Origin of the sequence: Streptomyces sp. NPDC004266, assembly GCF_042874095.1 — a bacterium.
Classification (GTDB): Bacteria; Actinomycetota; Actinomycetes; order Streptomycetales; family Streptomycetaceae; genus Streptomyces.
In genome coordinates, this window is the sequence record NZ_JBIAMM010000025.1 from 1 (window position 1) to 26,155 (window position 26,155).

Here is a 26,155-nt window from a genome sequence, read left to right on the forward strand (position 1 = left end):
GATCACCCGTCCCTCGCCCTCCAGGACGGGCAGGGCGCTCACCTTCCAGCGGTCCAGGAGCGCGACGATCTCCTTGTACGGCGCGTCACGCCCGACGGCGATGGCGGTGCGGGTCATGACGTCACTGACGGTGTGGCGCGAGGCGGTCATCCCGTTCTCCCGGAGGATCGAAGGCCTACGGTGTCCCCTCCCAGTCTGGCCGCGTTCCGTCAGGGGGAGGAGGGCCGGATGGCCCCTCCGGGGCCCTGTTCGGCCCGTGCGAGCCGTGCCCGACCCCCTAACTCCTCGCCGACCTCGACACGCGCAGCAGGTGCAGCAGGCGTACGTCGATGCCGAAGCACGTGGGTTCGCCGAGGACGAGCCGGTGCTCGTCCTGACCGAATTCGACGGCTCCTCCTGAGACGTCAGAGCTGTCGACGAGCGCGTACTCAGCGCTGACCGTGCTCCAGTCGATCCGGCCTTCGGAGGCAGGTCCTGCCAGGAGAGGCCGGTCCGACGCCGGAACGGAATCCCTTTGATCACACGACGGCGGCATTTCCAGACATGGCCCGACAGCTCGCCCGCCGCATGGGGTCTTTCGCCGAAACCACGAGGCAGGCTATCGCTCACCCGTATATCGCTTTCACGCCATTCTCCTCATCGGAACCCCTCCCGCGCTCGGCGAAAGGGGCGCACCGACGCACCGACGCACCGGCGCGGGTGCTCCGTCGCCGGTCACGGTCGATCCGCCCTCGACCGGCACGCCTCAAGGCATGCCGAACCAGGCCACCTTCCGTTCACGGAAAAGCGGCCTCGCCGGAGGTGGGCGATCGTGGCGGGAGGATTCTCCGACACGGAGTTGATGGTTCGTCAACCGTTCACGCATATAGGGCATTTCCCTTGCGGGGTGATGGTGATCAGGGTCGCCATGTCCGAATTTTCCACTGCCTGGCATTCGTTGAATCCGATGATGTATAACCCGGGGGAATTTTCATCGACAGAGAGCGTGGCCGTGCCGACGAGCGAACAGCCGGTAGGACCAGCAGGACCAGACGGTTCCGAAACCCCGCATGCCACAAGGGTTTCCCGGTGCCTGGACGGCCGCCGTCGTGACCGCGACGGCATCGCCGTCGCTTCGGCTTTGCCGCTGGCGTGCGGCGCGAACGCGCCATCGCCGCCCGCGTCTTCGGCCGGGCCACGTGCAGCAGTGAAACTCTCCACCCCCGAATCACCCACAGCCCCTGAAGGAGCCCAGTGACCCCGCACCTCTTCCGTTTCCGTCGTACGGCCAGGGTCGTGGCGGCCACCGCCGTCACCCTCGCGACCCTCGGTCTCACCTCCCCGGTGGCGCCGGCGGCACAGAGTCCGGCCGGGGTGCGGAGCATCGCGCTGCACGGTTCCGACCCCGCCCAGCGCGCGCTGTCCGCCCGGAGCACCGCGCCGTTCAGCATGCTCGGCGTCACCTGGGCCGACCCGCGCGCCGAACTCGGCGGAACGGCGCAGGTCCGGACCCGCGACAGCGTCACCGGTGTCTGGTCCGGTTGGCGTGAGCTCGAACTCGACGTGCGTACGCCCGAGGTCGGGGCCGCCACCGAAGCAGGCGGGGTGCGTGCCGGAACCCAGCCGCTGTGGACCGGGCCGTCCGACGGCGTCCAGGTCCGGGTGACCGGGCGGCACGGAAAGCTGTCGAAGCTGCCCGCCGGGCTGCGGGTGGAGCTGGTGGCCCCGGAGACGGTCGCGGCCTCCGCCACGTCGTACGCCGCCGCACCCGCCACGACGACGGCCACGGCCACGGCCACGACGACCGCCACGGCCACGACGACCGCCACGGCCACGGCGAGCACGGCTCCGCGGCCCGCTGTCGTCCCGCGTTCCGGCTGGAACGCCGACGAGTCGCTGGTGAAGGACCCGCCGACGTACACCACCGACACCAAGGTGGTGTTCGCCCACCACACCGCCGGCACCAACGACTACACCTGCGACCAGTCCCCGGACATCATCCGCGCGATCTTCCTGTACCACGTGCAGAGCCAGGGCTGGAACGACATCGGCTACCAGTTCCTCGTCGACAAGTGCGGCACCGTCTTCGAGGGTCGCGCGGGCGGCATCGACAAGCCGGTCCTGGGCGCGCAGACCTACGGCTTCAACACGGACACCACCGGCGTTGCCGTCCTCGGCAACTACAACGACGCGATCTCCTCGCAGCCCGTGCTCGACGCGGTGGCCGGGGTCGCCGCCTGGAAGCTCGGTCTGTACGGCTACGACGCCGCCGGCACCGTCGTCCTCGCCGCGGCCGCCGACAACGGCAAGTACACCAAGGGCCAGAAGGTCACCCTGAACCGGATCTCGGGCCACCGCGACGGCTACCCGACCGAGTGCCCCGGCAACAACCTGTACGCCGACCTGTCCGTCATCCGCACCCTCGCCTCGGCGGCGCAGACGGGCTGACCTCGCCCGGAAACGACCGCACGGAAAAGGGCTTTCCGCCATCGGGGAAGGAAATGCACAGCATGAAGAACACCTCAGCTCGGGCCAGGATGTCCGCGGCCTTCACCGCTCTCGCTGCCGGCATCGGGCTGCTGGTCACCGCCACCCCGGCTCACGCCGCCGAATACACGGTCACCAGCAACTGCGACGTTCCGTGGATCACCTGCTCCGAAGGCGACCTCTGGCTGCTGTACAACTCCAAGGAGTACGCCGTCCAGGACGGCCGCTACATCACCAGCTGGGCCGCCTTCTACGGGAACGTCTCCGATTACTGGGGATCGAGCCAGTACCAGGGGTCGACCCTGACGACGTACCGCTACGTCTTCAACGGGAACGGCAACGGGGCGTGGCAGTACGTGAAGAACAACGCGGCCTCGGTGCAGAACTGCTCCTCCTCGGACAACTACCGCGTGTACTACAACTCGGGCTACGGCGGCACCTCGCAGTACTTCGCCCACAACGAGCCCTGGGGCGACTGCAATCTCACCAACCTGATCTCGGCGCTCAAGAACGAGAACGCGTCCCAGCACTTCGCCTGAGCCACCGCCCCTTGCCACCGCTCTCGCAGATCGGAACACCACTCATGACCTGGAACAAGCGCGCGGGCCTCGCCGCCGCGGCCATGGCGGCGACGACCGCCCTGCTCGCCGGATGCGGCGCGGGGACCGCGACCGATGCCGGCACCGCGCCGGTGGCGGAGAACAAGCCGATGGTGGACAAGGCGAACTGGCCCAAGGCGACTCCGGAGCGGGGTCTGGCCAAGGGCTTGTCCCTGCCGCTGGAGACGTACATGCAGACCTACCAGGACACCGTGGCCCTGGACCAGGCGTCGCGGAATCTCCAGGAGAAGTGCATGGCCGGTTACGGCTTCTCCGTCGAGCTGCCGCTGGCCGGCACGACTCCGCCGCCGAACGACAACGACGCCAACATGGAGCGCAGATACGGGCTCACCGACCGGCAGGCTGCTGCCCGGTACGGGTACGGGCTGCCCGAGGCGCTGACCCGCCAGGTGCGGCAGAAGATGCCAGAGCTGACCGACGAACAGGTTCAGGTGCTGACCGGGCACTCCAGGCCCACCATGCCGAACGTGCCCGGTGCGGCCCGGGCCGCCGGACCCGCCCCCGAGTCCTACAAGGGCAAGAAGATCCACAAGGGCGGTTGCTTCGGGTGGGCGAAGGGCAAGCTGACGCAGCCCACGGCCGAAGACCTGACGTTCGTCTCCGAGCTGAACGGGAACAGCTTCACCGAGTCCATGCGGGCCCCGGCCGTGAAGCAGGCCCTGGCCGGTTGGTCGCAGTGCATGAAGGCCGAAGGCTACGCGGCCGCCACCCCGTTCGAGGCGGCGGAGATCGCGCCGCACGCGGAAGGCGGGCCCGCGTCGAAGGAGGAGATCGCCGTCGCCACGGCGGAGATCGACTGCAAGGAGAAGACGGACCTGGTCGCGGTGTGGTTCGCCGAGGAGTCGAAGATCCAGAAGGCGCAGATCGCCGAGCACCAGGACAGGCTGAACGGTGCCCGCACGCGCAACAGCGACGCGGTGGCTGCGGCCGACGCGGAACTGGCCGGCTGAACCCGTCCGCGTCCGATGTGGCGTCGGTCGCGCGGGGTGGCGCGGGGTCGGTCAACGCGCCGACCCCGCGCGACGACGACGGCCCCCGTCCGCGCCGCGCCTCGATCCCGCGCCGTGTGAAGCGGAGGTCTTGGCGGAGCTCGTGGGACGCCATCTGCCCGACGGGGAGGCCGAGTTACGCGATACGGTGGGGTCCCGGCAGGCCGGGCGCGAGGAGGGGGCGGGGATGTTGGAGCAGGCCCTGGTAGCGCTTGCCAGTATGGGCGGGGCCGCGGTGGTGCAGGCCGCGGGTACGGATGCGGGGGCCGGACTGCGGCAGGCGCTGGCGCAGTGGTTCGGGCGCGGTGACGAGCGGCGCCAGCAAGCCGAACTGGAGCGGTTGGACCGTACCGCCGCGGAGCTCGCGGTCGCACGGGAGGACGGCGAGGCGACCGCGGAACGTGCGCATGTCGGGCACGACGCGGTGTGGCGGTCCCGCATCGAGGAGCTGCTCGAGGGGCTGCGGGAAGACGAACGGGACGGTGCGGCAGAAGCGCTGCGCGGGCTGCTGCGGCGCCACGCTCCGCCCGGCCCGGCGACGACGGGCGCGGGCGGGATCGCGGTACAGGGCGACGTCCGGATCCACGCCGACCGGGGATCGGTCGCGGCCGGCGTCGTGAACGGGGACGTGAACCTCTCCGTCCCTCCGGCGCCGGATCCGACCCAGGGCTGAACGGACCGGCACCGGCTGACACGAGCCCACCCCACACCGTCGAGGGCGGCGGCGACGGCGACCCCGGTGACGGCGATGCGGGCCCCCACCAGGGCGTCACGGTCCACGCCGACCACGGAGGCGTTGCCTTCCACCACGCCGCGCAGGTCCATCTCCACGTCCCGCAGGCGGACGGGGGCAGGCCTGCCCTGGTGGTGCACGCGTACCAGACCGGCGAGATGGTCTACCCGCCGCAGTCCCCGCCACCGCGCCGGGAACGGGCCGAGCCCGCACTCGCCTTCCTCATGGGCGTCGCGCTCGCCATCGGCCTGGCCGGGGACGGCGCGCTGCTGGGCTCGGAGACCACGGACCGGTGGGTCGCTGCGGCATGTCTCGTTCTGGGTGCCGCGGCCGGTGTCGTCCTCGGAAGGGCACGCTCCCGGCGTCGGCCCCGGCAGCCTCCGTCGGACCAAGCGCTGAGCCAGGCGGCCTCGTCGCTGGCGCGGACCCTCGCCGAGCAGTACGCACGGGAGGAGGCCGCCGTCCGCCTGCACGATCCCGGTCCGCTGCCGGTGCGCTGGACGGCGGCCCCGAGCGGCATCGGCGACCATGCGGTGAACCTCGCGGGCGCCGGCGAGGCGGTGCCCCGGCTCGACGGCTCCTTCTCCCACATCGTCCGGACGTACGAGAGCCTGCCGCACGGCCGCCTCGTGATCCTCGGCGAGGCCGGCGCCGGAAAGTCGGTGCTGGTCCTCCACCTGGCCGCGGAGCTGCTGGCGCGACGCAGGCCCGGCGATCCGGTGCCCGTCGTGTTCCCGGTCTCGTCATGGGACCCCGGAGAGGGGACGCCTCTGTGGTGGTGGGCGGCCGGATGGCTCGCCCAGACGCACTCCCGGGTCCTGGCGGACGACGGCTCCTCCGCCTCCGCGCGTGCCACCGCTCACGGCCTCATCACGTCCGGACGCGTCCTGCCCGTCCTGGACGGCTTCGACGAGCTCCCCGACGCCACACGCTCCAGGGCCCTCGCCCAGCTGTGCAGAAGTCTGCTTCCCGCCGCCCGCTTCGTCCTCACCAGCCGTACCGCCGAGTTCACCGGTGCGGTGAACGCGGGCGAACTGCGCATCCCCAAGACGGCGGCCGTCCAGCTCCAGCCGCTGGAACTGACCGAGCTGCGCGCCTACCTGCCGCTCACCAGCCGGGAGCGGGACGACTCCACGACGAAGTGGGACCGCGTCCTGGAACGGCTGGCCGCCGTCGCCACGTTCCCTGCCCCGGAATCCGGCGACCCGGACCCCCGCGCTCCCGATTCCGGAGGCCCCGATCCCGGAGGCCCCGGCTCCGACGATCCCGCGGCGCGGCGTCTGCACGAGGTTCTGCGCACTCCGCTCATGGTCTCCCTGGCCCGAGCCGTCTACAGCGACACCACCGCGCGCCCCGACGACCTCCTGGAACAGCGCGACCTCACCACCCGGAAGGCGGTGGAACGGCACCTGCTGAACGCTTTCGTCGACACCGCCTACCAGCCGGACCCGGCCGCGGTTCCGGGCCGGCACGACCGCGTGACGCCGGGTCGCGCCCGCCGGTACCTGGCCCGTCTCGCCCGAGGCCCCGGGCAGGACATCGCTTGGTGGCACCTCGAAGAGCAGGTGCCGTGGACGTTCCGTGTCCTGCTGGTCTCCCTCCCGCTGGGACTGCTCCTCGCGGTGGCGGTCGCAGCCACCGCCCTGCCGGCGCCGGGGGAGACGACCGTCCCGGGCCTCGGACTCCGCGCGGGCCTTCTCACGCTGGCCGCGGCCCTGTGCACCGGGACGCTCGACTGGATCGCCGAGCACGGAAGCGCCGCCGGTCCTCCGCAGCGGCTCCACTCGCCCCGGCGTGAGGTGCTCGACTCCCTGCGGGAGCGGCCGGTGGGAGCCGTACTCTCCGTGGTGATGCCGGTGGCGGGGCTCGCCGTGTGGATCTGGGCCGTGGCATCAGGCAACGGCGTCGCCATCCTCTTCGCCTCCTTCCTGCTGCTCGTGCCGCTCGTGGCCGTCTCACGGACACTCGACGTGGTCCGCCGGCCTGCCGACCTGCAGGCGAGCGACCCCGTCGCCCTGCTGCGCGAGGACCGCCGTGCCACGCTGGCCCTCGCTCCCTTCACCTTCCCGCACACGCGGAGCATGCTGTCCGCGCAGAAGGCTCTGCCCGTCCCGGTGATCACCACCCTCCTGTTCTGGGGCCTGGGGCGAGGAGCGGACGCCGTCACCCCCTGGCGCTGGGCCGCCGTGCTCGGCGCGCTGGCCGTGTGGTGGTGTCTGTGGAGCTGCGCCATGTCTGCGTGGGGCCGCTTCACGGTGGCACGCTGGTGGTTCGCCTCGACCGGACGCCTGCCCCGGCGGCTCACCGCGTTCCTCGCGGACGCGCACCGCCGCGGAGTGCTGCGGCAGACCGGCGGCGTCTACCGGTTCCGGCACATCGAACTGCAGCGCAGCCTGGCAGCGGGGCCGGAGCCCCAAGACGCGCAAGGCAGTACGGGCCGGGCACGGCGTCTGGGCGCCGGCGCGCTGTCCGCGTCGGTGGGCGCGACCACCGTGGTCCTCCTGGTCGGCTCGGTCTTCTCGGCCCCCGGCGCGATGGGACCGCTCCGCGTCCTCGCCCCGGCCTGCGAGCTGCTTCCCCTCCCGTCCGTACGTCCCCTCATGGAGCACCCGGGGAGAGGGTTCGGCGGTCAGCCGCCCGCCGACATCTTCTCCGATGCCCGGCACTTCCTGGAGGACGGCTTCCACCAGCCCAAAACCGCCGACGACCGCCGTGCCCGTGCGCGCACCTCGTGCGTGATGACGGAGCGGTCCGCGCTGCGACCCGACACGCAGGTCGTGTTGACCGTGGCCCTCGCCGCCGGAGCGGGGATGACCGACAGTGCCGAGCGCGCGCAGTACGAGGTGGAGCACCCCGGGCTGCTGGACGCCCGGGTACGGAGTTCGGGCACCGACTGGTCCCTGGCCGCCGGCACGGAGTGGGCCTCGTCCCCCGATCCCCGGTCGAGCCGCGCCGATGAGGACGTCCCCGTCGGCTGGGCCCGTGGCCGCATGGGGAACGCGCTGGTGGCCGTGGACGTGGCGCTGGAGTTCGGCACCGAGCGACAGGCCCGAGAGGCCGCGGAGACGCTCGTACGACAGGTCCTCGACCGCATCCGCCGCACCTACGGCCTCCCCGCCGCTCCGGTCCCCGAGGGGACACCCCTCACGCGCGTCCCGGACAGCCGGATCTCGCCGACAAGGTCCTCAACGACGTCTGGACGCAGTCGGGGGCCGACCAGTGAGGTGCGCTATGCCGCGCGGCACCTCACGCAGTCTCCGTGACCCCGCTCCGGATGAGCGGCGCGTTCGCCGCGATGGCCTGGGTGGTCGTGGTGACCGTGCCGTTGTTCGCCTCGGCGATGCGGATGTCGCCCCGGGCGGTGCTGATCTCGGCGGGGCCGGTCAGCCGGCCGACCTCGACGTCGCCGTCGGCGGCGGTGAGCCGCGACGGTGGCGTCGGTCCGGTCGGCGGCGATGAGCCGGATCCGGCCGGCGGGGACGGCGAGGACGGCGGCGATCGGGGCGGCGATGTAGAACTTCTGCACCCAGAAGGGCTGGTGGCAGACTGGCGGCGATCTGCCGAAGGAGAGTTCCCCGTGTCGATGATCCACCGCCTGCGCAGCGCCGTCCGCCGGACGTACCGGCGTGCTGTGGACCTCAGTCACCCGGCGCGTTCGCCGCTCGGCAGCGCGGTGGTCAACTGCGTGGTCTACCGGGACGGCGTACGACAGGACGGGGGCCGGTCGGTCGAGGAGGCCGTGCGGCGCGTGCGGAAGTCGGGCGGGTTCGTGTGGATCGGCCTGCACGAACCGGAGGAGAAGGAGTTCGCGGGGCTGGCCGAACTCTTCGGGCTGCACCCGCTGGCCGTGGAGGACGCCGTCCACGCCCACCAGCGGCCGAAACTCGAGCAGTACGACGACGTACTGTTCGCCGTCTTCAAGACGGTGCGGTACGTGGAGCACGCCGAGCTCACCGCCACCAGCGAGGTGGTGGACACCGGCGAGCTGATGGCCTTCACGGGGCCCGACTTCGTCATCACCATCCGCCACGGAGGGCACGGTTCGCTCGGTCCGCTGCGTGAGGCCCTGGAGTCGGAGCCCGAGCAGCTCGTGAAGGGACCCTCCGCGGTGCTGCACGCGATCGCGGACCACGTCGTCGACGACTACCTCGCCGTCACGGAGGCCGTGCAGGACGACCTGGACGCGATCGAGACCGCGGTCTTCTCCGAGCAGGGCCACCGCAGCGATGTCGGACGGATCTACCAGCTCAAGCGCGAGCTCCTCGAACTCAAGCGGGCCGTGGCACCGTTGGGCCGGCCGCTCCAACGCCTGGCCTCCGAGCCGATGCCGATCATCGCAGCCGAGATACGCGCGTACTTCCGTGACGTGGCCGACCACCTGGCGCGGGTCACCGAGCAGGTGGCCTCGTACGACACGCTCCTCGACTCGATCCTCCAGGCTCACCTCGCGCAGGTGACCGTCGCCCAGAACGAGGACATGCGCAAGATCACCGCCTGGGCCGCCATCATCGCGGTCCCGACGATGGTGTGCGGGGTCTACGGCATGAACTTCGAGAACATGCCCGAGCTGCGCTGGACCTACGGCTACCCCATGGTTCTCGGCATCATGGCCCTCGCCTGCTTCGTCATCCACCGCGGCTTCCGCCGCAACGGCTGGCTCTGACCTCCGTGCGGGAGGCGCGTCCACGCCCCGGCGGCGCCCGAAGAGCTCAGGGCTCAACGATGTGCGGGCCCCTTCGGCGGCGGCGGAATCGCCATGTCTACAGCCCGGACGCCACCGTCAGGCCCTCCAGTACCGCCTCCTCCACCGTGCGCGGGCTGACGCGGTCGCCCACCGCGAAGACACGGTCGGGCGCGACGCCCAGGGCGAGCGGGTCGAGGTCGGTGACCGGGAGGTGGCCCTGCGCCAGTACGACTCCGGCCGCGCCCTCCAGCACCACCGGGTCCTCGGTCAGGGTGTGCTGGAGGTAGACGGTGTCGTCGTCCGCGCCGTGGAGCCGGACGTTGGGAACGATCTCGATCCGGGCGCGCACCGCCTGGGCCAGCATGGCGGCGCGTACGTACTGCTGCAGGTGCTCGCCGGCCGCGAAGCCGGTCACGCAGAGGGTCACCTTCCGGCCCCGGCCGGCCAGGAGGAGGGCGGTGCCGAGGCCGATCCAGTCGCCGCGCCAGTCCGCCACCACGATCCGCCCCCGGCGGCCGCGGGGGATCTCGGCGTCGCCGCGGATCACCGACCAGGCGTCCAGCACCACCGGATCGTCCACCAGCTCCAGGCGCGGCCGGCGGGGCCGGGCCCCGGTCGCGAGGATCACGGCGTCCGCGGCCGGGGCGGCGAGGCCCGGGGCGTCGATGCGCGAGCCCGTCACGACGCGGACTCCGGCGCGGTGCGCCTCGCCCTCCAGGTTGGTGATCACACCTCCGAACTCGGCCCGTCCCGGAAGCCGTTCGGCAAGCAGCACCTGACCGCCCACGCGCCGGCCCGCCTCGTGCAGTTCCACGTCGTGGCCGCGTGCGGCCGCCACGGCCGCGGCCTTCAGACCGGCCGGGCCGCCGCCGACCACCAGCACCTTCTTGCGCCGCGTCACGAGCGGCAGAACCCCGAAGCGACGCTCCCGCCCCGTCTCCGGGTGCTGGATGCAAGAGATGGGGTGGCCGAGCTGGAAGTGGCCGATGCAGGCCTGGTTGCAGCCGACGCACGCACGGATCTCCTCGGTGCGGCCTTCGGCGGTCTTGGCCGGCAGGTCCGGGTCGCAGATCAGCGCCCTGGTCATCGCACAGGCGTCGGCCTGCCCGTCCGCGAGGATCCGCTCGGCCTCCTGCGGCTGGTTGATCCGGCCGGCCACCATCACCGGGACGCCGACCACCGCGCGTACCTTCGCGGCGAGCGGGGCGGTGTAACCGGCGGGCCGGAACATGGGCGGAGCGATGTGCTCGGCCCCGGACAGGCTGGACGAGCTGCCCGCGCACACGGAGACGTAGTCGAGGAGGCCTTCGGCGTCGAGCCGGGCGACGGTCTCCAGGACCAGCTCGGTGTCCAGGCCGTCGTGGCTGAGTTCGTCGCCCGAGATGCGCAGGCCGACGGCGAAGCCCGGCCGGGCCTCCGCCCGGACGCTGCGCAGAGCCTCGCGCAGGAACCGCAGCCGCCCCTCGCGGTCGCCGCCCCAACCGTCGGTCCGGACGTTGACGTGGGGGCTGAGGAACTGCGCCGGCAGATAGCCGTGGCTGGCGACGACCTCCACGCCGTCGAGTCCGGCCTCGCGCAGTCGGCGCGCCGCTTGTCCGTAACCGTCGACGACCTCGCGGATCTCCGCCTCGGTCATGGCGCGCGGCATGACGTGGAAGCGCTCGCTCGGCGTGGCCGAGGGCGCCCACGCCACCGGCGCGGTGCCGTCCTCGGACTCCAGGATCTCCCGGCCGGGGTGGAACAGCTGGCCGAAGACCTTCGTGCCGTGCCGGTGCACCGCCGCCGCGAGCCGGGCGTAGCCGGGGACGCACGCGTCGTCCGTGGCCATCAGCACGTGCGTGGTGTAGCGGGCGGACTCGTGCACGCCGGAGACCTGGAGCACGATCAGGCCGACGCCGCCCGCGGCGCGGGCCTCGTGATAGGCGATCAGGTCGTCGGTCACCGCGCCGTCCTCGGCCAGGACCGTGTCGTGGCCGGAGGACAGGATCCGGTTGGGCACGGTGACGCCGCCGATCCTCAGCGGGCTGAACAGGTGGGGGAACAGCGTCGTCATGGAACGTCCTCTCTCGGGCGCCGGGCGGGCGGCGGCCGGAGGAGAGCCGCCGCCGCGCCCCGTCAGCGGAGCGTGATGTGCGGTTCGAACGCGTCTAGGAGCAGGTCCCGCATCCGGGCCGGGGACATCTCCCCGTTCCCCGCCAGCACCTGGATGGCCAGGCCGTCCACGAGAGCGGTGAACCGGCTGGTCAGCGCCTCCGGATCGGCGTCCCCGGCCATCCCCTCGTACTGGCAGGCGTGCACCAGGTCGAGCACGGTCCGCCGCCAGCGGGCGTAGATCTCGCGCTGGCCCTCCCGCAGGTCGGGGTCGAGGATCGCCTCGTTCCACGACTGCACCCACACCGACCATTCGTCGTTGTCGTCCTCGCCGCTGATCAGCTGGACGTCGATCAGCCGCCGCAGCTTCTCGACCGGCCCGTCCGCGTCCCGGAACTCGGCTTCGAGTCGCTGGTGGAGCCGCTCGGCGTAGTGGTGCAGGGCGGCGCGCAGCGCGTCGCCCTTCGTGGGGAAGTGGTAGTGGATCGTGCCCGTGCTGGTTCCGCAGGCGCGGGCGATGTCCGCGACCCGGACCTGGTGGAAGCCGCGCCGGGCGATGAGCCGCGCGGTCTCCTCGAGGATCTGGGCCCGGCGGACCTCCGCGTCGACGGCGTCGGCGCGGCGTCGCGCCTCGGGCACCACCGGGCCGTCCGGGGCGGTGGGGGGCCGGCCCTCCCCGGTCCGCAGGTACCGCAGGGACACCTTCCCGATCCGCGCGATGGCGGCGAGTTCGCGGTCCGCGAGGCGGCGGCCGCCGTTGAGGGCCTTGGACAGTGCGGTGGGCTCCATGCCGATGCGGGCGGCGAACTCACGCTGGCTGACCGCCGCCGACCGCACCACCAGGCGGGCCCGGTCCGCCACGGCCCGGGCGTCGTCGTCCTGTGCCCGCCGGATCGCTGTCATCGCGCCGCCCCGCCCACTTCGTCCAACCCGCTCGCCCCGCCCACTTCGTCCAACCCGCTCACCTCGTCTGCCTCGTCTGCCTCCTCCGACCCGCTCGCCTCGTCCGCCCTGGCCAGATCGGCGAGGACTTCGTCGGCGGCCCGGTACCCCGACGACACCGCGCCGTCGATGTAGCCGTTCCACTCCGACGCGGTCTCCGTCCCCGCCCAGTGCAGGGGGCCGGTCGGCTCCCGCCAGCCGCGTTCGCCGTGCCCGCTCCATCCGCCGGGCGTCGTGTAGGCCTCGTATCCGCCCCGGGCGAAGGGGTCCTGGGACCAGATCTTCTCCGTGTAGTCGCGCGGTCGTCCGGCCCGGGGGCCGGCCACGGAGACGAGGCTGTCCAGGACGGCCGCCCTGCGGTCGGCCTCGTCCAGGGCGGCGAAGCCGTCCAGGCGGTCGCCGTACACGAATCCGACGAGAACGCCGTGCGAACCGTCCTCCGGGGAGTTGTCGAACACGACGCCGATCGGCCCGTCGTCGTACAGGGTCGCCACCCCGGACAGTCCCTCCTCGCGCCAGAACGGCGTGTCGTAGACCGCGTGGACCTTGGCGACGCGTCCCATCGGGCTGTGCGACAGCCAGCCGTCCCGGGCGGCGGGCAGGGGTGGCAGGAAGTCCATGGCCCGTACGGCGTGCGGGGGCAGGGCCACGATCGCCCGGCGCGCCCGGAGCAGGGCGGTCGGGGTGCGGACGCGGACGCCGTCGGCGTCGTACGCGATCGCGAGTGCCTGCTCGCCGAGGCGGACGCGGTCGCCGAGCAGGGCCGCGACCGCGCGGGCCGGGCCGGCGGCGCCCGTGGCGAACCGGCTGTCCTGGGCGCAGCCGCGGGTCTCCATCAGCTGCTCGAAGCCGCCGGCCGCGGCGATGTAGAAGAGCACGTGGAAGAGCGAGATCTCGTCGGGCTCCGCGCACCACAGCCCTTGGACGGCGAGGGCCAGGCGGCGCAGGGCGTCCGCGTCGCCGGTTTCGGACCGGAAGAAGGACTGTGCCGTCCGTGCGTCCCATTCCTCGAAGCGGGCCGTGCGCCACGGCCGGACGGTGTCCACGGTGCGGGCGAACTCGTCGAGGAGCTCGGTGACCCGGACGTACTCGGCCGTGCCGGGCCCGTCGGCGGGCGCGGCGCCGGTGTAGGGGACCCTCGCGCCGTCGTGCCAGACCTCGATGTGGCTGCCCTTCTCCCAGGTCGGGAAGGTGGGGCAGTCGAAGCGTGCGGCGAGTTCGACGAGGCGGGTCTGTGTGGGGCCGACCCATTGGCCGCCGTGGTCGACGGGTCCGCCGCCCGGGCGGATCTCGGTCAGGACCCGTCCGCCGACCCGGTCGGAGGCTTCGACCAGGGTGAAGTCGACGGCGTGGTCGTGGAGTCGGAGGGCCGCGGCCAGCCCGGCGTACCCTCCGCCCACGACGACGACATCGGATTCGATCAGACGCGTTCCGCTCTGTCTCTCCATGGCCCGAGAGGATGCGGCAACACTGACGGGCGCGTCAATGGTTGCGGCAGAAGGATCGCGCCGCACGGCCGGTGGGGGAGGCGCGGGCCTATCGACCGGCCGTCAGCGTCTCGTGGTCGATGCCCAGTTCGGTCACGAGTGCGTCGTCCACCCACTCCAGCATCGTGGCGCGGCCGAGCGGTCCCTTGTACGAGGTCGTCTGCACGGCCAGTCCGTCGAGCAGCGCGGTCAGACGCCAGGCCACGTCCTCGGGGCGGTCGCAGACGAACTCGCCGGCTGCCACGCCCTGCGCGACGACGTCGGCGATCGCGGCCTTCCACTGCTGGTCGAGGTCGTGGGCGACCTTCCTGAGGGCGGGTTCGCGCAGCGCGGCCGCCCAGCCCTCGATCCAGAGCCGCCAGCCCTTGGCCTGCCCGGTCGGCGCGTACCAACGCACGGCCGAGCGCAGCCGGAGCGCGGCGCTGGTACGGGGCTTGTCCAGCAGTCTGCGCAGGTGGGCGAGGTCTCCCTCGGCGGCGTGGGCGAAGGCCTCGGCGACGAGCAGTTCCTTGGTGGAGAAGTGGTAGAGCACCAGGGAACTGCTGACTCCGAGCGCCGAGGCGACGTCCGCGATGCGTACACCGCCGACGCCACGGGCTTCGATCTGCTCGACGGCGACGCGCAGGATCTCCGCGCGCCGTTCCTCCACGCTCAACCGGACTCTGGCCACGGCTTCACCCTACACAGCTCTTGACAGTGCCGTGTGGCCGGGCTCACAGTGCTGGCTACTGACTGGCCGTTCAGTCAGATGATGTGCCGCTCCGTACGTGACCCTCCCCGTGCTGCCGTAGGAGTCCGCCCCGTGACCCAAGCACCCGTCACCGCCAGCAGGGCCGAAGAGCCCGCACCCGAGACCCCCGACCTCTCCGAGGGCTGGGGCGAACAGCGCGGCCGGCTCCGCAAGGAGCTGCGCCGTTTCGACGTCCTGCTGTTCCTCATATGCACCCTCGTCGGACTGGACACGATCGGGTCGGTCGCGGCGCAGGGCCCGCAGGGACTGACCTGGATGGCCATCCTCGCGGTGCTCTTCTTCCTTCCCTACGGGCTCCTCGTCGCCGAACTCGGCTCGGCCTTCCCCGTCCAGGGCGGCCCGTACGTCTGGACCCGGCTCGCCTTCGGCCGGCTCACCGCGGGCCTCAACCAGATCCTCTACTGGATCTCCAACCCGGTCTGGGTGGGTGGCAGTCTGTGCATCATCGCCCTCACCACCTGGGAGGAGTTCTTCACGCCGCTGCCCGGTCCGTGGAAGTACGCCGCCGGTCTCGTCTTCATCTGGGGCGGCGCGCTCGCCGTCGTCCAGTCCGTCCGGGTCGGCAAGTGGGTGCCGATCGCGGGCGCCTTCGCGCGTATCGTGCTGCTGGGGTTCTTCCTCGTCTCGGTGGTCGTCTTCGCCGTCCGGAACGGCGTGCACACCCTGCCCGCCGGCGAGTTCTCACCGACCTACGCCGGTTTCGTGGCGCTCGTCCCCGTCCTCATCTTCAACTACGTCGGCTTCGAACTGCCCAGCTCCGCGGCCGAGGAGATGCGCAACCCGCGCCGTGACATCCCGCTCTCCATCCTCCGCTCCGGCGTCGCCTCGCTCCTGCTCTACGGCGGACCCATCCTCGGCATCATGTTCGTCCTGCCCGGCGAGAGGATCGGCAGCCTCGGCGGTTTCATCGACGCCTGCAAGGCCGTCTTCACGGTCTACGGGGGCTCCATCGCCGCGGACGGCACGGTCACCCTCACCGGTGCCGGCGCGGTCTTCGGCGGCATCGCCGCCGCGGGGCTCATCATCGGCCTGCTGACCTCCGGCGTCACCTGGGCGATGGGCGCGCACCGCGCCCAGGCCGTGGCCTGCGCCGACGGCGCCGGGCCGGCCTGGCTCGGCGCGATCTCCGAGAAGCACGGCACCCCGGTGCGGGTGAACCTGCTCTCGGCGGTCCTCGCGTCGATCCTCCTCGTGGCCGCCCTCAACCTCACCGAGGGCGACGGCGAGAAGTACTTCGCGGCGGGCCTGGGCCTGACGATCTGCACGACCTTCATCTCGTACGTCATCACCTTCCCGAGCCTGGTGGTGCTGCGCCGCAAGTACCCCGACACTCCACGCCCGTACGCCGTCCCGGGCGGTCGCCTCGGCGCCTGGACGGTCACCGCGCTCGCGACCGGCCTGGTCGCCTTCACGGTGGTCGTACTGATCTGGCCGGGCTTCGGCGTCGGCTGGTTCGGCACGGAGGGTTCCCCCGCGGACTCCCTGCCCGAGGCCTTCGCAGGCCAGCGCTCCGCGTACACGCTGAGCCAGGTCGTGCCGCTGCTGATCATCGCGGTCATCGGCCTCGTCTTCTACGCGGCGGGCGCGAAGACCCGTCGTACGAAGAGCTGAGGTCCGGGCCGGACGCCCGAGGGCCGGCACGCGGGTGACCGCGCGGACGTCCCGCACGTGACGCCGGCCGGTGTGGCCGAGGAGCGCCGGGAGAGCCCGGTTCTCCTCGGCCACAGCCGCGCGTGCGTCCGGACCACCCACGCCCGAGGGGCGGCCCGCGGGCCGCCCCTCGCCGCGTACGGTCCGCTCCGCTACCCGGCCGACCGCCCGTACACCTGCTTCCCCAGCCACTGGCCGCCGTCCACCGTGAGGCATTCGCCGGTCAGGTACGACGCCCCGTCGCCCAGGAGGAACAGCGACGCCTCCGCGATCTCGGCGGGGTCGGCGAAGCGCCCCGCCGGAACCGTGGCCAGAACCTCCTCACGGGCCTCGTCGGTGGCCCACAGGGCCGCGCCGGCGCCCTCCGTCTCCGTCGGGCCCGGGGCGACGCAGTTCAGGCGGATGCCCAGCGGGGCGAGTTCGACCGCCAGGGTCCGCGTCATGGCCAGGACGCCGGCCTTCGCGGCGGCCGAGTGGACGGTGCCCGGGTGGCCGTGCCAGGCGTACGTGGCGATCACGGAGAGGATCGAGCCGCCGGTGCCCTGCTCGCGCAGCCTGCGGGCGACGGCACGGGTGCAGTAGTACGAGCCGTTGAGGACGATGTCGACGACGGCGCGCCAGCCGCCCGGGGACAGGTCGATGCCGGGGACGACGAAGTTTCCGGCGGCGTTGTTGACCAGCCCGTCCAGCCTGCCGAACCGTTCGACCGCCGCGGCCACCAGCGCGTCCACCGCCTCCGGGTCGCGTACGTCCGTCGGCACCGCGAGGGCCTCCCCGCCCGCCTTCCCGATCAGGGCGACCGTCTCGTCGAGCCGCTGCGGGGTGCGGCCCGCCACGGTGACGCGCGCACCCGCCGCCGCCAGTGCCAGGGCGATCGCGCGGCCGATGCCGCTGCCGCCGCCCGTCACGAGGTACGTCCGTCCGTCGAAACGGTTCATGTCAGCACTCCATGGGCGTCGAGGGCGACCGCGCCGCCCGGGTGGACGAGCAGCGGATTGACTTCGAGTTCGGTGAGCTCGGGATGCTCGGACGCGGCCCGCGCCAGCGCGCACAGGGCGTCCGCGGCGGCGTCCAGGTCGACGGCGGGCGCGCCCCGCCAGCCGGTGAGCAGCGGTGCGTGCCGCAGGGAGAGCAGCAGCTCGCGCGCCCGCCCCGGGGTGAGCGGGGCGAGGGCGAGGGCGGTGTCGGCGAGCAGTTCGGCGGTGACCCCGCCGAGGCCGACCATCGCGACGGGCCCGAACGCCGGGTCGTACCGCACTCCGGCGATGAGCTCGACGGAGTGCGGATGGACGGCCATCTCCTCGACCGCGTACCGGGTGACGCCGGTGGCGTCACGCATCCGTGCGAAGGCGGCGCGCAGCGCGGTCTCGTCGGCGATGCCGAGGGCCACCCCGCCCGCCTCGGTCTTGTGGGCCAGGCCCATCGCCTTGAGGACGAGCGGGTATCCGGTGCGGCGGGCGGCGTCGGCCGCCTCGTCGGCCGTGCCGGCGAACCCGGCGGTGGGGAAGTCGAGTCCATGGGACTGGAGCAGGGCCCGGACGCTCTCGTACCCCCCGTCCGGGACGGGGCGGGACGGGGACGGCACCCGCTCGGGCGGCGCGTACGGCGTCGCGCGTGCCGACCGGGCCGCATGGGCCAGGGCGGTCGCGGCCTGCTCGATGCGCTCGTAGACGGGTACGCCGCGTTCGCGCAGCACGGTCAGGGCCGGGGTGTCGCGGGCCATGGTGTGGACGACGAGCAGCCGGCCGGCCCTTCCCGCGGCCTGCGCCAGCTCCTCGGCGACCTCGCACTCCTCGCGGGTCTGCTCGGGGTTGGCGGTGGCGTAGTCGCCGAAGTAGCCGGTGAGGAGCGTGGCATCGGTGTCCCCGCCGTCGAGCAGGGCCCGGGTGATCCGGGCGTAGTTGCGGAGGTCCGCCTCCCCGGCGCCCGCGAGGTCGACGGGGTTGCCGCAGCCGCCCCGGCCGGGGAGGTGTGCGGCGACGGCGGCCCGGGTGGCCCCGTCGAGAACGGGGACGTCGAGCCCTCGGACGGCCAGCGCGTCGGCGGCGAGCGCGCCCTGGCCGCCGCTGTCGCCGACGACGGCGATGCGCGCCGCTTCGGGGGACGCGGGGACTTCGCCGGCGGCGCCCGCGGGCACGGCCCGGCTCAGCCCGGGGCACGGCCCCTGTCCCTGGCCTTGCTCCCGCGCCCGCCTCCGCCCCGGACCCTGCCGTGTTGCCGCCAACAGCACCGCCGTGTCGACCAGTTCGCCCGCCGACTCCAGCAGGATCGCGCCCGTGTCGCGGCAGACGGCGTCCACCACCGCCCGGGCGCTCACCAGCGCGCCCGTGTGGGAGGCCGCCGCGCGGCCGGAGGCCTCGCTGCGGCCGAGGGTCAGCAGCAGGACGGGCTTGCCGGCCGCGTGGGCGGCGGCCAGGGTGCGGGCCAGGCGCCGCCCGTCCCGGAAGTCCTCCACGTACGCGGCGACGACGCGCGTCGCTTCGTGGGCGATCAGCGCGTCGAGGGCGTCCGCCGCGTCGATGTCACGCTGGTTGCCGAGCGAGACGAACCGGGAGAAGCCCTGCCCGGCCCGGGCCAGCAGTCTGCCGATCTCGAGTGCGAGGTTGCCGCTCTGCGACACGAGCCCGACCCCGCCTGCCGGGAAGTCCCCCCAGCTCAGGCGGAGTTCGGTGGTGGTGTCGACGACGCCCATGCAGTTGGGGCCGAGCAGTCGCCCGCCGTGCGAGGTGACGAGCGCGGCCAGTTCCCGTTCCTCCTGCGGACCGGACCCGCCGGACGTGATCACGGTGAAGCACCGCGCGCCCGCCGCGAGTCCCTGGACGACCACGGGCCGCACCTGCGGCGGCGGCACCGCGACGACGACCTGCTCGGGGACGGTCGCCAGGGACCCGAGGTCCGGCAGGAAGGGCACGCCGTCGAGGTTGCCGCCCCGCTGGTTGACGAGGTGGACGGTGCGCCGGGAGCGTCCGGCGAGGGCGCCGGCGGCCAGCCAGTAACCCCACTTGGCGGGGTCGGCGGAGGCCCCGACGACAGCGACGGAACGCGGATCGAAGAGGGCGTCCAGGCTCATGCGTACCAGCCGAAGCGTGCGGCGATCACCGGCAGCCGGTCCGCGACGACGCCGTGCGCCGCAGCGCGCGGAGTGGTCCCGTCGCGCTCGGCCCGGGTCAGGACCTGCTCGACCAGCGCGCGCATGGAGCGCCGGACGTGGGCGAACGCCTCGTCCGGGTCCGCGCCGATGTCGCCGAAGAGGGTCCACCACCACCAGGCGTTGGTGGCCGAGTTGACGACCACGTCCGGCAGGACGGTGATGCCGCGCGCCGCCAGCAGCTCCTCGGCCTCCGGAAGGACCGGCATGTTGGCCGCCTCGGCGATCCAGCGGGCCGTGATGCCGGCCTGGTTTCCGGCGTCGACCGCGTACGAGACGGCGGCCGGGACGAGTACGTCCGCGTCGGCGGACAGCCAGGCGTCGCCGGGCAGTTCGCGGTCGTCCGCGCGCAGGGCGGCGCGGTCCACGGTCCCGTACGCGTCCCGGGCGGCAAGGAGGGCCTCCACGTCCAGGCCGTCCGGGTGGACCATCGTCCCCTTGACGTCGGCCACGGCGACGACCTTCAGCCCGGCCCGGGCCAGGAAGCGGGCGGTCGCCCCGCCCATCGTCCCGAAGCCCTGCACCGACACCCGCGTCCCCGCGCGGGGGACACCGGCCCTGTCCAGCGCCGTCAGGACCGATTCGGCGACCCCGCAGCCGCCCGCCAGCTCGTCGAGCCCGATGCCGTCCACGTCCACGGCGAACGCGTCCGCGAGCCGGCGCCGGGCCGCGGCCTCGTCGTCGAGCAACGGGTACACGGCCTGGATCGAGGAGACGAGCCCGGCCTCGGCGGCCGCGCGGTCGACGAGGTCCTGGGTGAGGCCGAGGTCCTCGCCGGTGGTCCAGAAGCGCTCGACGTACGGTCGCATCGCGCGGAGGTAGCGGACCAGCACGCCGTACGCCTCGGGGTCGCGGGGGTCGCAGTCGATGCCGCCCTTGGCGCCGCCCAGCGGCACGTACCGGGCGGACGGGTCGTAGTGCAGGGCCTCCTTCATGGTCATGCCGCGGGCCAGGCCGCTGACCTCGTCGAGGGTGCAGCCCTCCCGCATCCGCAGCCCGCCGCTGGAGACGCCGCGCACCAGCCGGTCGATCACCAGGTGGCCCCGGCGGCCGGTCACGTGGTCCGTCCAGGTGAGGGAGATGAGAGGGGTGTGCGTGAGGGCGGTCGCGGTCTCGGGCGTCATCGGGGGGTCTCCTCGGGAGCGTCGGGAACGGTGAGGACGGTGGGTCCGGGAGCGGTCAGCGCGAGGGCCAGGGCGTCGGCGAGCTCCTCCGGCGAACGGACCATCGCGCCCCGGCCGCCGTAGGCGCGGGCGAGCGCGGGGAGGTCGACGGCGGGCAGGTCCACCGCCACGGGAGCGTCCCCGCGGGCCGCCATCTCCTCGCGGATCTCGCCGTAGCCGCCGTTGTCGAAGACCACGACGGGAAGCGGGAGCCGAAGCTGTGCGGCGGTGGCGAGCTCCTGCACGGAGAACTGCAGGCCGCCGTCGCCGCTGAGGGCGACGACCTGCCGCTCGGGGCACGCGGTCTTCGCGCCGATCGCGGCGGGCAGGGCGTAGCCGAGGGTGCCGAAACCGGTGGGGTGCAGATAGCGGCCTTCGGGACCGAGGGGCAGATGGGGCAGGGCCCCGTAGTAGCAGCACTGGGCGCTGTCGGAGGTGAGGACGGCGTCCTCGGCGAGGACGCGGCGCACGGCTCGGAGGTACGGCAGCCAGCGCGCGTCGCGGGCACGGGTCTCGTCGTCCCGGGCGGCACGGAGGGCACGGACGCCGGCGGGGTCCGCGGGGACGTCGTCGGTTCCTCCTCGGCACTCGGCGAGCAGCGCCTCGAGCAGGGCACGTGCGTCGCCCACCAGGGGCACGTCCGCCGGGAGCCCCGCGTACATCTGGGCGGGGTCCACGTCGATCCGGATCAAGGTGCCCGTCAGGGCCGGCGGAGGACCCCAGAGGTCGGACTCGGCCAGCTCCGTGCCGACGGCGAGGATCACGTCGCGGTCCACCAGCCACTTCTGCACGGCCGGGCTGTGCAGCGACACGCCCAGCGAGAGCGGATGGCGCTCGTCCATCACGCCCTTGCCGTTGGCGGTGGTCACGACCGGCGCGCCCAGCTGCTCGGCGAGCGCCGCGCATTCCGCGGCCGCCGCCCGGGCCCCTCCGCCCAGGACCAGCGCGGGCCGCCGGGCCGCGCGCAGGGCTTCGGCCGCCCTCCCCACCGCCGCCGGGTCGGGCGCAGGGGGTCCGGTGAGCGGCGCACGCCGTACGGGCCCTGCCGGCTCCACGGTCTCCAGCAGGTCCAGCGGCACCTCGATGTGCACCGGACGGGGCCGGCCCGTACGGAAGAGGGTGAAGGCCCGTGCCACCGCCGAGCCGATCTCCTCCACCGACGACACCCGGTGGCTGAAGGCCGCGACGCCGCGCAGGGCCTCGGTCTGGCTGCGCATCTCGTGGAGGAGCCCGGTGGACTGCCGGGGGTGCCGCAGCGGCATGCCGGGGGAGACGACGAGCAGCGGCACGCTGTCGGAGTGGGCCTGGCCGACGGCGGCGGCGATGTTCAGCAGCGCGGGGCCGGTGGTGGTGATCGCGACACCGGGACGGCCGGACACCCGGGCGTACGCGTCGGCGGCGTATCCCGCGCCCTGTTCATGACGAGGTGTCACATGACGTATGCCGTACGCCCGGAGGTGGCGGTAGATCTCCAGGTTGTGCGTGCCGGGGATCCCGAAGGCGTCGGTGACACCGTGCGAGGCGAGGGCGCGGACGACGGCCTCGCCGCCGGTGACGGTCTCGCCCTCCTCGGGCGGAGTCGTCATCACAGGCCCCGCGAGATCACGAGCCGCATGATGTCCGAGGTGCCCTCCTCGATCTCCTCCAGTTTGGCGTCCCGCATCCACTGCTCCACCGGGTACTCGCGCGAGTAGCCCCAGCCGCCGAGGGTCTGCACGGCGGCCCAGGTGCAGTACGCGGCCGTCTCCGAGGCGGTCAGTTTGGCCATGGCGGCCTCGGTCGTCGCGGACAGGCCGGCGTCCAGGCGCTTGGCCGCGCGCCAGGTCATCAGGCGGGACTGCTCGATCCGGGTCCGCATGTCGGCCAGCCGGAACGCCACCGCCTGGTGCTCGATGATCGGCTTGCCGAACTGCTGCCGGGTGCGCGCGTAGTCGCGTGCGTACTCGTACGCGGCCCGCGCCACGCCGGTCGCCGCCGCCCCCAGCACGACCCGCGAGATGTCGAAGGTCCGCATGAGCCCCTGGAAGCCCTGCCCCTCCTCGCCGAGGCGGTCCTCCTCGGGCACGAAGGCGTCGGCGAAGAAGACCTCCCGGCACACGATGGCGCGCTGGCCCATCTTGCGCATGGGCCCGCCGAAGGTGACGCCGGGAGTGTCCTTGCGCAGCAGGAAGGCGGTCACGCCCCTGGAACGCCGAGTGGGGTCGGTCTTGGCGAAGACGACGTACTGCTCGGCCTCCCCCGCGTTGGAGATCCAGGCCTTCTGGCCGCTCAGGAGGTAGCCACCGTCGGTGCGGGCGGCCGTCGTCACGATGGACGCCGCGTCGGAGCCGGCGCCGGGTTCCGTGGTGGCCAGGGCGGTCATCGGGGTCTCGGGGCCGGTCAGCGGGGTGAGCCAGGTCCGCTTCTGTTCCTCGGTGCCGAGTTCGAGCACCGGGTCGGCGAAGAAGCCGTTGGAGCACAGCAGGTTCCCGATGCCGAGGTCGCCGACGCACAGCTCCTCCTGCACGAGGCACTGGGTGAAGACGTCGGTGAAGCCGCCGCCCCCGTACTCCTCGGGAAGCATGAAGCCGGTGATGCCGACCTTGGCGGCCTTGTGCCACAGGTCCCACGGCGTCTCGACGTCGGCCTCGTCCACGGCGCGCGCCCGCGGGCGGATCTCGTCACGCGCGAAGGCCCGGGTGAGTTCGACGATGCCACGCTGCTCGGGGGTGAACGGAACCAGCTCGGTGGGGAGGTCGGACATGGTGCCTCCAGGTGGGGCAACGGGGTCGTTAACTGAACCGTCAGTCAGTATCGAGAGGCGTCGGCGGCACTGTCAACGCCCCGGATCCCTCCACTTCCGGAGGTCACCTCCGGAGCGAGGTCCGGGAGGGGTGGTCCGGCTGCCGGCTCGTCGAGGTGGCGGTGATCGCGGATGCCCGCGGGGGAGTGCTGAGTGGGCTCGTCGCGTCGTCGCGATGGGGCCCGGTCGGGCGAACGGCGTCCTTCCGGCGGTACCTGTTGGTGCGTCAGGAAACTCGGCACGTGGTCGACGCGAGTCCTGGAAACCTGGGAAAGCAGCCCGGACCCGCGACTCGCCGCAGGGCGAGAAAGCGGGCTTCGGTCTGCGAAAACGCAGACGACGGAGGTGCCGATCCCCGGGTGCGCTCTGGTCTCGCCTCCGGTTGGCATGACGTACCCGACACCCGACAGCGCCGTGTCTCCTGGGAGGGGCCGGGTGTCGTGCGGGCCCCGGGGCCGGTGGGGCCCCGCGGCCCGCACGGGGTCAGTAGGAGCAGCCGCTGGTGGGCAGGGAGCTCGGGGCCGGCGGCGTGGTGCCGTCGTAGAGGGCCAGGAGCAGTGGCTGCGGGCAGTGCTTGACGCCGCCGATGCGGATCTCGAAGTGGAGGTGCGGCCCGGTGGACTGGCCCGTGTTGCCGGACTCGCCGAGGTACTGGCCGGGGGTGACGGTGGTCCCGGCGGCGACGGCCCGGGAGTCCAGGTGGCCGTAGATGTACGTCACGCCGTTGGCGTCGGTGAGGGTGATGCCGTTCCCGAAGCCGCCGTCGATGTATCCCACGGTGCCGCGCGTGACGGCGTGGACGGGTGTGCCGATGGGGACCTGGATGTCGATCGCCGCGTAGTCGTGGTGCGGGTCGTCCAGCTCGCTGCGGGGGACGGCCGACCGGGGGAGGACGTAGGCGTACTGCCGGCCGACGCAGTCGGCGGTCTCCGGCTCGGCGGAGAGCAGGGTCTGCGTCCAGCCGGAGACGTCGACCGGATCGTCGTTGTGGTAGACGATGTCGCTGCCCGAGCCGTCGTCGGGGGCGAGGTCCTGGTACCAGTACATGCCTCCCGCCGAGGTGACGCCGTAGTAGAGGCCGCCGCCGGGCGAGACGAGCTTGCCGAAGCCGGACCAGCCGGACGCGACGAGCTGCTTCCCGGTCCAGTTCCCCGCGTCGTCGATCCGGTACTCCAGCAGTCGGCCGTCGGCGGTGTTCGCGAGGAGCCGGTCGTCCCCGGTGGAAGTGAGCGCCTTCAGGACGAAACCGCCGCCGATCTCACGGCGCTGGCCGATGTGCTGGGACCCGGCCGGCTTGGGCTGCGAGACGAGGTACTGCAGCAGCACGCCGCCTGCGGTGCCGTAGAGATGTCCATGGCCGTCGTAGACGAGCTTGTCATGGGTCCAGCCCGTCCCGATCGGAGTGGGCGCGCTCATCAGGGCGAGGGAGAGGTTGTTGGTCTTGACGTCGATCCGGTAGAGGGTTCCGGACGCGTCGGTGGCGAGGACGGTGTTGAAGTTCAGCGTCGCCAGGGCCTTGGGCTCGAAACCGAGATCGGGACCTATGTGGGTTTTGACGCGGTCGCCGCTGGAGGGATCGATCTGGGAGTACGTCAGGCGGCCGTCGGCGAGGGCGCCGTAGACGGACACGGAACCGGAGCAGTCGGCGTCCGCGGACGCGACGCGCACGGTGCTCGGGCTCGCGACGGCGCGGGGCGCCCCGGCGTGGGCGGTCGCCGTGGCGGTGGTGGCCAGTCCGAAGGTCATGGCTCCGGTGAGGAGCGCGCGAACGGTCTTGCGGCGTCTGCGGGTCAACGTCGGTCCTCCGTTGGTCTGGATCCGGCGGCGAGGACGCCCGGTTCTCGGCGGCCGCGCCCCCGGCGGGGGCGCCGGCGCGCGGAGTGGTGCCGGCGCCGGTGAGCCTCTCCGACGACGGGTCCGGCCTGCGCGGAACGTGATAGATCCGTTACCTGGCGTGGCGGAGTTGACCGGAGGGCACACCCTTCACGACCCGCGGAAGCCTTGACCGATCACCACGGGTCGGCGTAGTGCCGCATCCGGAGCAGGCACGCGAGCGCGCGATCGACTGGATGACGTCCCCTCCCCGGCGCGCTGATCGGCATCGCGCAGGACGTGCCAGGTGCGGAGTTCCACCGGCGCGGCCCGGCGTGACCTGCCGGAACGCTACGGGCCGTGGAAGACGGTCTGCGAACGCTTCCGGCACTGGTCCGCCGACGGCGCCTGGGACCGCTTCCTGGCTCAGGTGCGGCAGCACTCCGACGCCGTCGGGGCCGTCGACTGGACGGTCGCGTGTGTCGACTCGACCACGGTCCGGGCCCACCAGCGCGCGGCCGCCGACAAGGGCTACGCGGCCCGCAGGATCCGTGCCCACCTCCGCAGACGCGGCATCGCCGCGACGACCCCGAGCGGATCGACCGGATCAACGGGCGCCTTCGCCGCGGCGAGGCCCGCTGCCGCCTGGGCCTGGCCGCCCACCGGCGGCGCGACGTGGCCGAGCGCTGCTTCGGCCGGCTCAAGCAGAACCCGGCCCTGGCCACCCGTGACGACAAGCGAGCCGCCCGCTACCAGGCCATGGACACCCTCGCCTGCCTCCGGCTCCGGCTCCGGCTCCCCTGACTTTCCGGACACCCCTAGGATGTCGGCCGCGAG

At 72.9% G+C, this 26,155-nt stretch carries 18 protein-coding genes and 1 pseudogene; 8 read left to right on the forward strand and 11 right to left on the reverse strand.

The window, feature by feature from the left end; translation table 11 throughout:
- Positions 1-150: CBS domain-containing protein (locus ACFYUZ_RS36780; RefSeq protein ID WP_389316918.1), on the reverse strand; the 150-nt coding region annotated here is incomplete at its 3' end.
- Positions 151-1,233: 1,083 nt separating this feature from the next.
- On the opposite strand from ACFYUZ_RS36780, the gene ACFYUZ_RS36785 reads away from it, so the two are divergent.
- From ACFYUZ_RS36785 to corA, 6 genes are all read left to right on the forward strand, one after another.
- Positions 1,234-2,427 carry a peptidoglycan recognition protein gene (locus tag ACFYUZ_RS36785; protein WP_389316798.1) on the forward strand — a complete coding sequence of 398 codons (1,194 nt, stop codon included), beginning with the start codon at positions 1,234-1,236 and terminating at the stop codon, positions 2,425-2,427.
- Positions 2,428-2,489: 62 nt separating this feature from the next.
- The gene (locus ACFYUZ_RS36790; protein WP_389316801.1) at positions 2,490-3,005 is read left to right on the forward strand and encodes a hypothetical protein; all 516 of its coding nucleotides are present in this window, start codon (positions 2,490-2,492) and stop codon (positions 3,003-3,005) included.
- A 44-nt stretch (positions 3,006-3,049) separates the two neighbouring features.
- Complete coding sequence (locus tag ACFYUZ_RS36795; RefSeq protein WP_389316804.1) at positions 3,050-4,036, forward strand: hypothetical protein; 987 nt, start codon at positions 3,050-3,052, stop codon at positions 4,034-4,036.
- Positions 4,037-4,262: 226 nt separating this feature from the next.
- Positions 4,263-4,748 carry a hypothetical protein gene (locus ACFYUZ_RS36800; protein ID WP_389316807.1) on the forward strand — a complete coding sequence of 162 codons (486 nt, stop codon included), beginning with the start codon at positions 4,263-4,265 and terminating at the stop codon, positions 4,746-4,748.
- Positions 4,749-4,939: 191 nt separating this feature from the next.
- Complete coding sequence (locus ACFYUZ_RS36805) at positions 4,940-8,071, forward strand: NACHT domain-containing protein (protein ID WP_389316809.1); 3,132 nt, start codon at positions 4,940-4,942, stop codon at positions 8,069-8,071.
- Positions 8,072-8,391: 320 nt separating this feature from the next.
- Positions 8,392-9,471 (forward strand): magnesium/cobalt transporter CorA, encoded by a 1,080-nt coding sequence (gene corA / locus ACFYUZ_RS36810; protein ID WP_389316922.1) that lies wholly within the window; start codon positions 8,392-8,394, stop codon positions 9,469-9,471.
- 97 nt (positions 9,472-9,568) lie between these two features.
- Here the strand turns inward: corA and ACFYUZ_RS36815 are convergent, their stop codons facing one another.
- The 4 genes from ACFYUZ_RS36815 to ACFYUZ_RS36830 form a co-directional block, all read right to left on the reverse strand.
- The gene (locus ACFYUZ_RS36815) at positions 9,569-11,545 is read right to left on the reverse strand and encodes an FAD-dependent oxidoreductase (RefSeq protein ID WP_389316812.1); all 1,977 of its coding nucleotides are present in this window, start codon (positions 11,543-11,545) and stop codon (positions 9,569-9,571) included.
- 62 nt (positions 11,546-11,607) lie between these two features.
- Positions 11,608-12,486 (reverse strand): TetR family transcriptional regulator C-terminal domain-containing protein, encoded by an 879-nt coding sequence (locus ACFYUZ_RS36820; protein ID WP_389316816.1) that lies wholly within the window; start codon positions 12,484-12,486, stop codon positions 11,608-11,610.
- The gene (locus ACFYUZ_RS36825; RefSeq protein ID WP_389316819.1) at positions 12,483-13,973 is read right to left on the reverse strand and encodes a flavin monoamine oxidase family protein; all 1,491 of its coding nucleotides are present in this window, start codon (positions 13,971-13,973) and stop codon (positions 12,483-12,485) included. Before ACFYUZ_RS36825 ends, ACFYUZ_RS36820 begins: the two co-directional genes overlap by 4 nt.
- Positions 13,974-14,061: 88 nt before the next feature.
- Positions 14,062-14,682, reverse strand: coding sequence for a TetR/AcrR family transcriptional regulator (locus ACFYUZ_RS36830; protein ID WP_389316822.1), 621 nt, complete (start codon positions 14,680-14,682; stop codon positions 14,062-14,064).
- Positions 14,683-14,814: 132 nt separating this feature from the next.
- Between ACFYUZ_RS36830 and ACFYUZ_RS36835 the strand changes: the two genes are divergently transcribed.
- On the forward strand, positions 14,815-16,374 hold the full coding sequence (locus ACFYUZ_RS36835; RefSeq protein WP_389316825.1) for an APC family permease: 1,560 nt from the start codon (positions 14,815-14,817) through the stop codon (positions 16,372-16,374).
- Positions 16,375-16,565: 191 nt separating this feature from the next.
- Here ACFYUZ_RS36835 and ACFYUZ_RS36840 read toward each other — a convergent pair whose 3' ends face one another.
- The 6 genes from ACFYUZ_RS36840 to ACFYUZ_RS36865 all read right to left on the reverse strand — a co-directional run bounded on the left by ACFYUZ_RS36840 (position 16,566) and on the right by ACFYUZ_RS36865 (position 25,300).
- On the reverse strand, positions 16,566-17,351 hold the full coding sequence (locus ACFYUZ_RS36840) for an SDR family oxidoreductase (protein WP_389316828.1): 786 nt from the start codon (positions 17,349-17,351) through the stop codon (positions 16,566-16,568).
- Positions 17,348-19,483 (reverse strand): acetate--CoA ligase family protein, encoded by a 2,136-nt coding sequence (locus ACFYUZ_RS36845; protein WP_389316831.1) that lies wholly within the window; start codon positions 19,481-19,483, stop codon positions 17,348-17,350. Before ACFYUZ_RS36845 ends, ACFYUZ_RS36840 begins: the two co-directional genes overlap by 4 nt.
- The gene (locus ACFYUZ_RS36850) at positions 19,480-20,685 is read right to left on the reverse strand and encodes a Glu/Leu/Phe/Val dehydrogenase dimerization domain-containing protein (RefSeq protein WP_389316835.1); all 1,206 of its coding nucleotides are present in this window, start codon (positions 20,683-20,685) and stop codon (positions 19,480-19,482) included. Before ACFYUZ_RS36850 ends, ACFYUZ_RS36845 begins: the two co-directional genes overlap by 4 nt.
- Positions 20,682-22,310, reverse strand: a complete 1,629-nt coding sequence (locus ACFYUZ_RS36855; RefSeq protein ID WP_389316838.1) for a 5-guanidino-2-oxopentanoate decarboxylase — start codon at positions 22,308-22,310, stop codon at positions 20,682-20,684. Before ACFYUZ_RS36855 ends, ACFYUZ_RS36850 begins: the two co-directional genes overlap by 4 nt.
- Entirely contained in the window at positions 22,310-23,467 is a 1,158-nt protein-coding gene (locus ACFYUZ_RS36860; RefSeq protein ID WP_389316841.1) for an acyl-CoA dehydrogenase family protein, read from the reverse strand. Before ACFYUZ_RS36860 ends, ACFYUZ_RS36855 begins: the two co-directional genes overlap by 1 nt.
- A gap of 522 nt (positions 23,468-23,989) precedes the next feature.
- Entirely contained in the window at positions 23,990-25,300 is a 1,311-nt protein-coding gene (locus tag ACFYUZ_RS36865; protein ID WP_389316845.1) for a peptidoglycan DD-metalloendopeptidase family protein, read from the reverse strand.
- 334 nt (positions 25,301-25,634) lie between these two features.
- Between ACFYUZ_RS36865 and ACFYUZ_RS36870 the strand changes: the two are divergent.
- A pseudogene (locus tag ACFYUZ_RS36870) lies at positions 25,635-26,122 on the forward strand (transposase); the annotation flags it as partial.
- Positions 26,123-26,155: the final 33 nt, after the last annotated feature.

Excerpts from the sequence above, each read along its gene's own strand:
- ACFYUZ_RS36845 (WP_389316831.1), bottom strand. The coding sequence starts at position 19,483 with ATGAGCCTGGACGCCCTCTTCGATCCGCGTTCCGTCGCTGTCGTCGGG.
- ACFYUZ_RS36855 (WP_389316838.1), bottom strand. The coding sequence starts at position 22,310 with ATGACGACTCCGCCCGAGGAGGGCGAGACCGTCACCGGCGGCGAGGCC.
- ACFYUZ_RS36790 (WP_389316801.1), top strand. The coding sequence starts at position 2,490 with ATGAAGAACACCTCAGCTCGGGCCAGGATGTCCGCGGCCTTCACCGCT.
- ACFYUZ_RS36800 (WP_389316807.1), top strand. The coding sequence starts at position 4,263 with ATGTTGGAGCAGGCCCTGGTAGCGCTTGCCAGTATGGGCGGGGCCGCG.
- ACFYUZ_RS36840 (WP_389316828.1), bottom strand. The coding sequence starts at position 17,351 with ATGAACCGTTTCGACGGACGGACGTACCTCGTGACGGGCGGCGGCAGC.
- ACFYUZ_RS36815 (WP_389316812.1), bottom strand. The coding sequence starts at position 11,545 with ATGACGACGCTGTTCCCCCACCTGTTCAGCCCGCTGAGGATCGGCGGC.
- ACFYUZ_RS36820 (WP_389316816.1), bottom strand. The coding sequence starts at position 12,486 with ATGACAGCGATCCGGCGGGCACAGGACGACGACGCCCGGGCCGTGGCG.
- corA (WP_389316922.1), top strand. The coding sequence starts at position 8,392 with ATGATCCACCGCCTGCGCAGCGCCGTCCGCCGGACGTACCGGCGTGCT.
- ACFYUZ_RS36795 (WP_389316804.1), top strand. The coding sequence starts at position 3,050 with ATGACCTGGAACAAGCGCGCGGGCCTCGCCGCCGCGGCCATGGCGGCG.
- ACFYUZ_RS36850 (WP_389316835.1), bottom strand. The coding sequence starts at position 20,685 with ATGACGCCCGAGACCGCGACCGCCCTCACGCACACCCCTCTCATCTCC.
- ACFYUZ_RS36825 (WP_389316819.1), bottom strand. The coding sequence starts at position 13,973 with ATGGAGAGACAGAGCGGAACGCGTCTGATCGAATCCGATGTCGTCGTC.
- ACFYUZ_RS36860 (WP_389316841.1), bottom strand. The coding sequence starts at position 23,467 with ATGTCCGACCTCCCCACCGAGCTGGTTCCGTTCACCCCCGAGCAGCGT.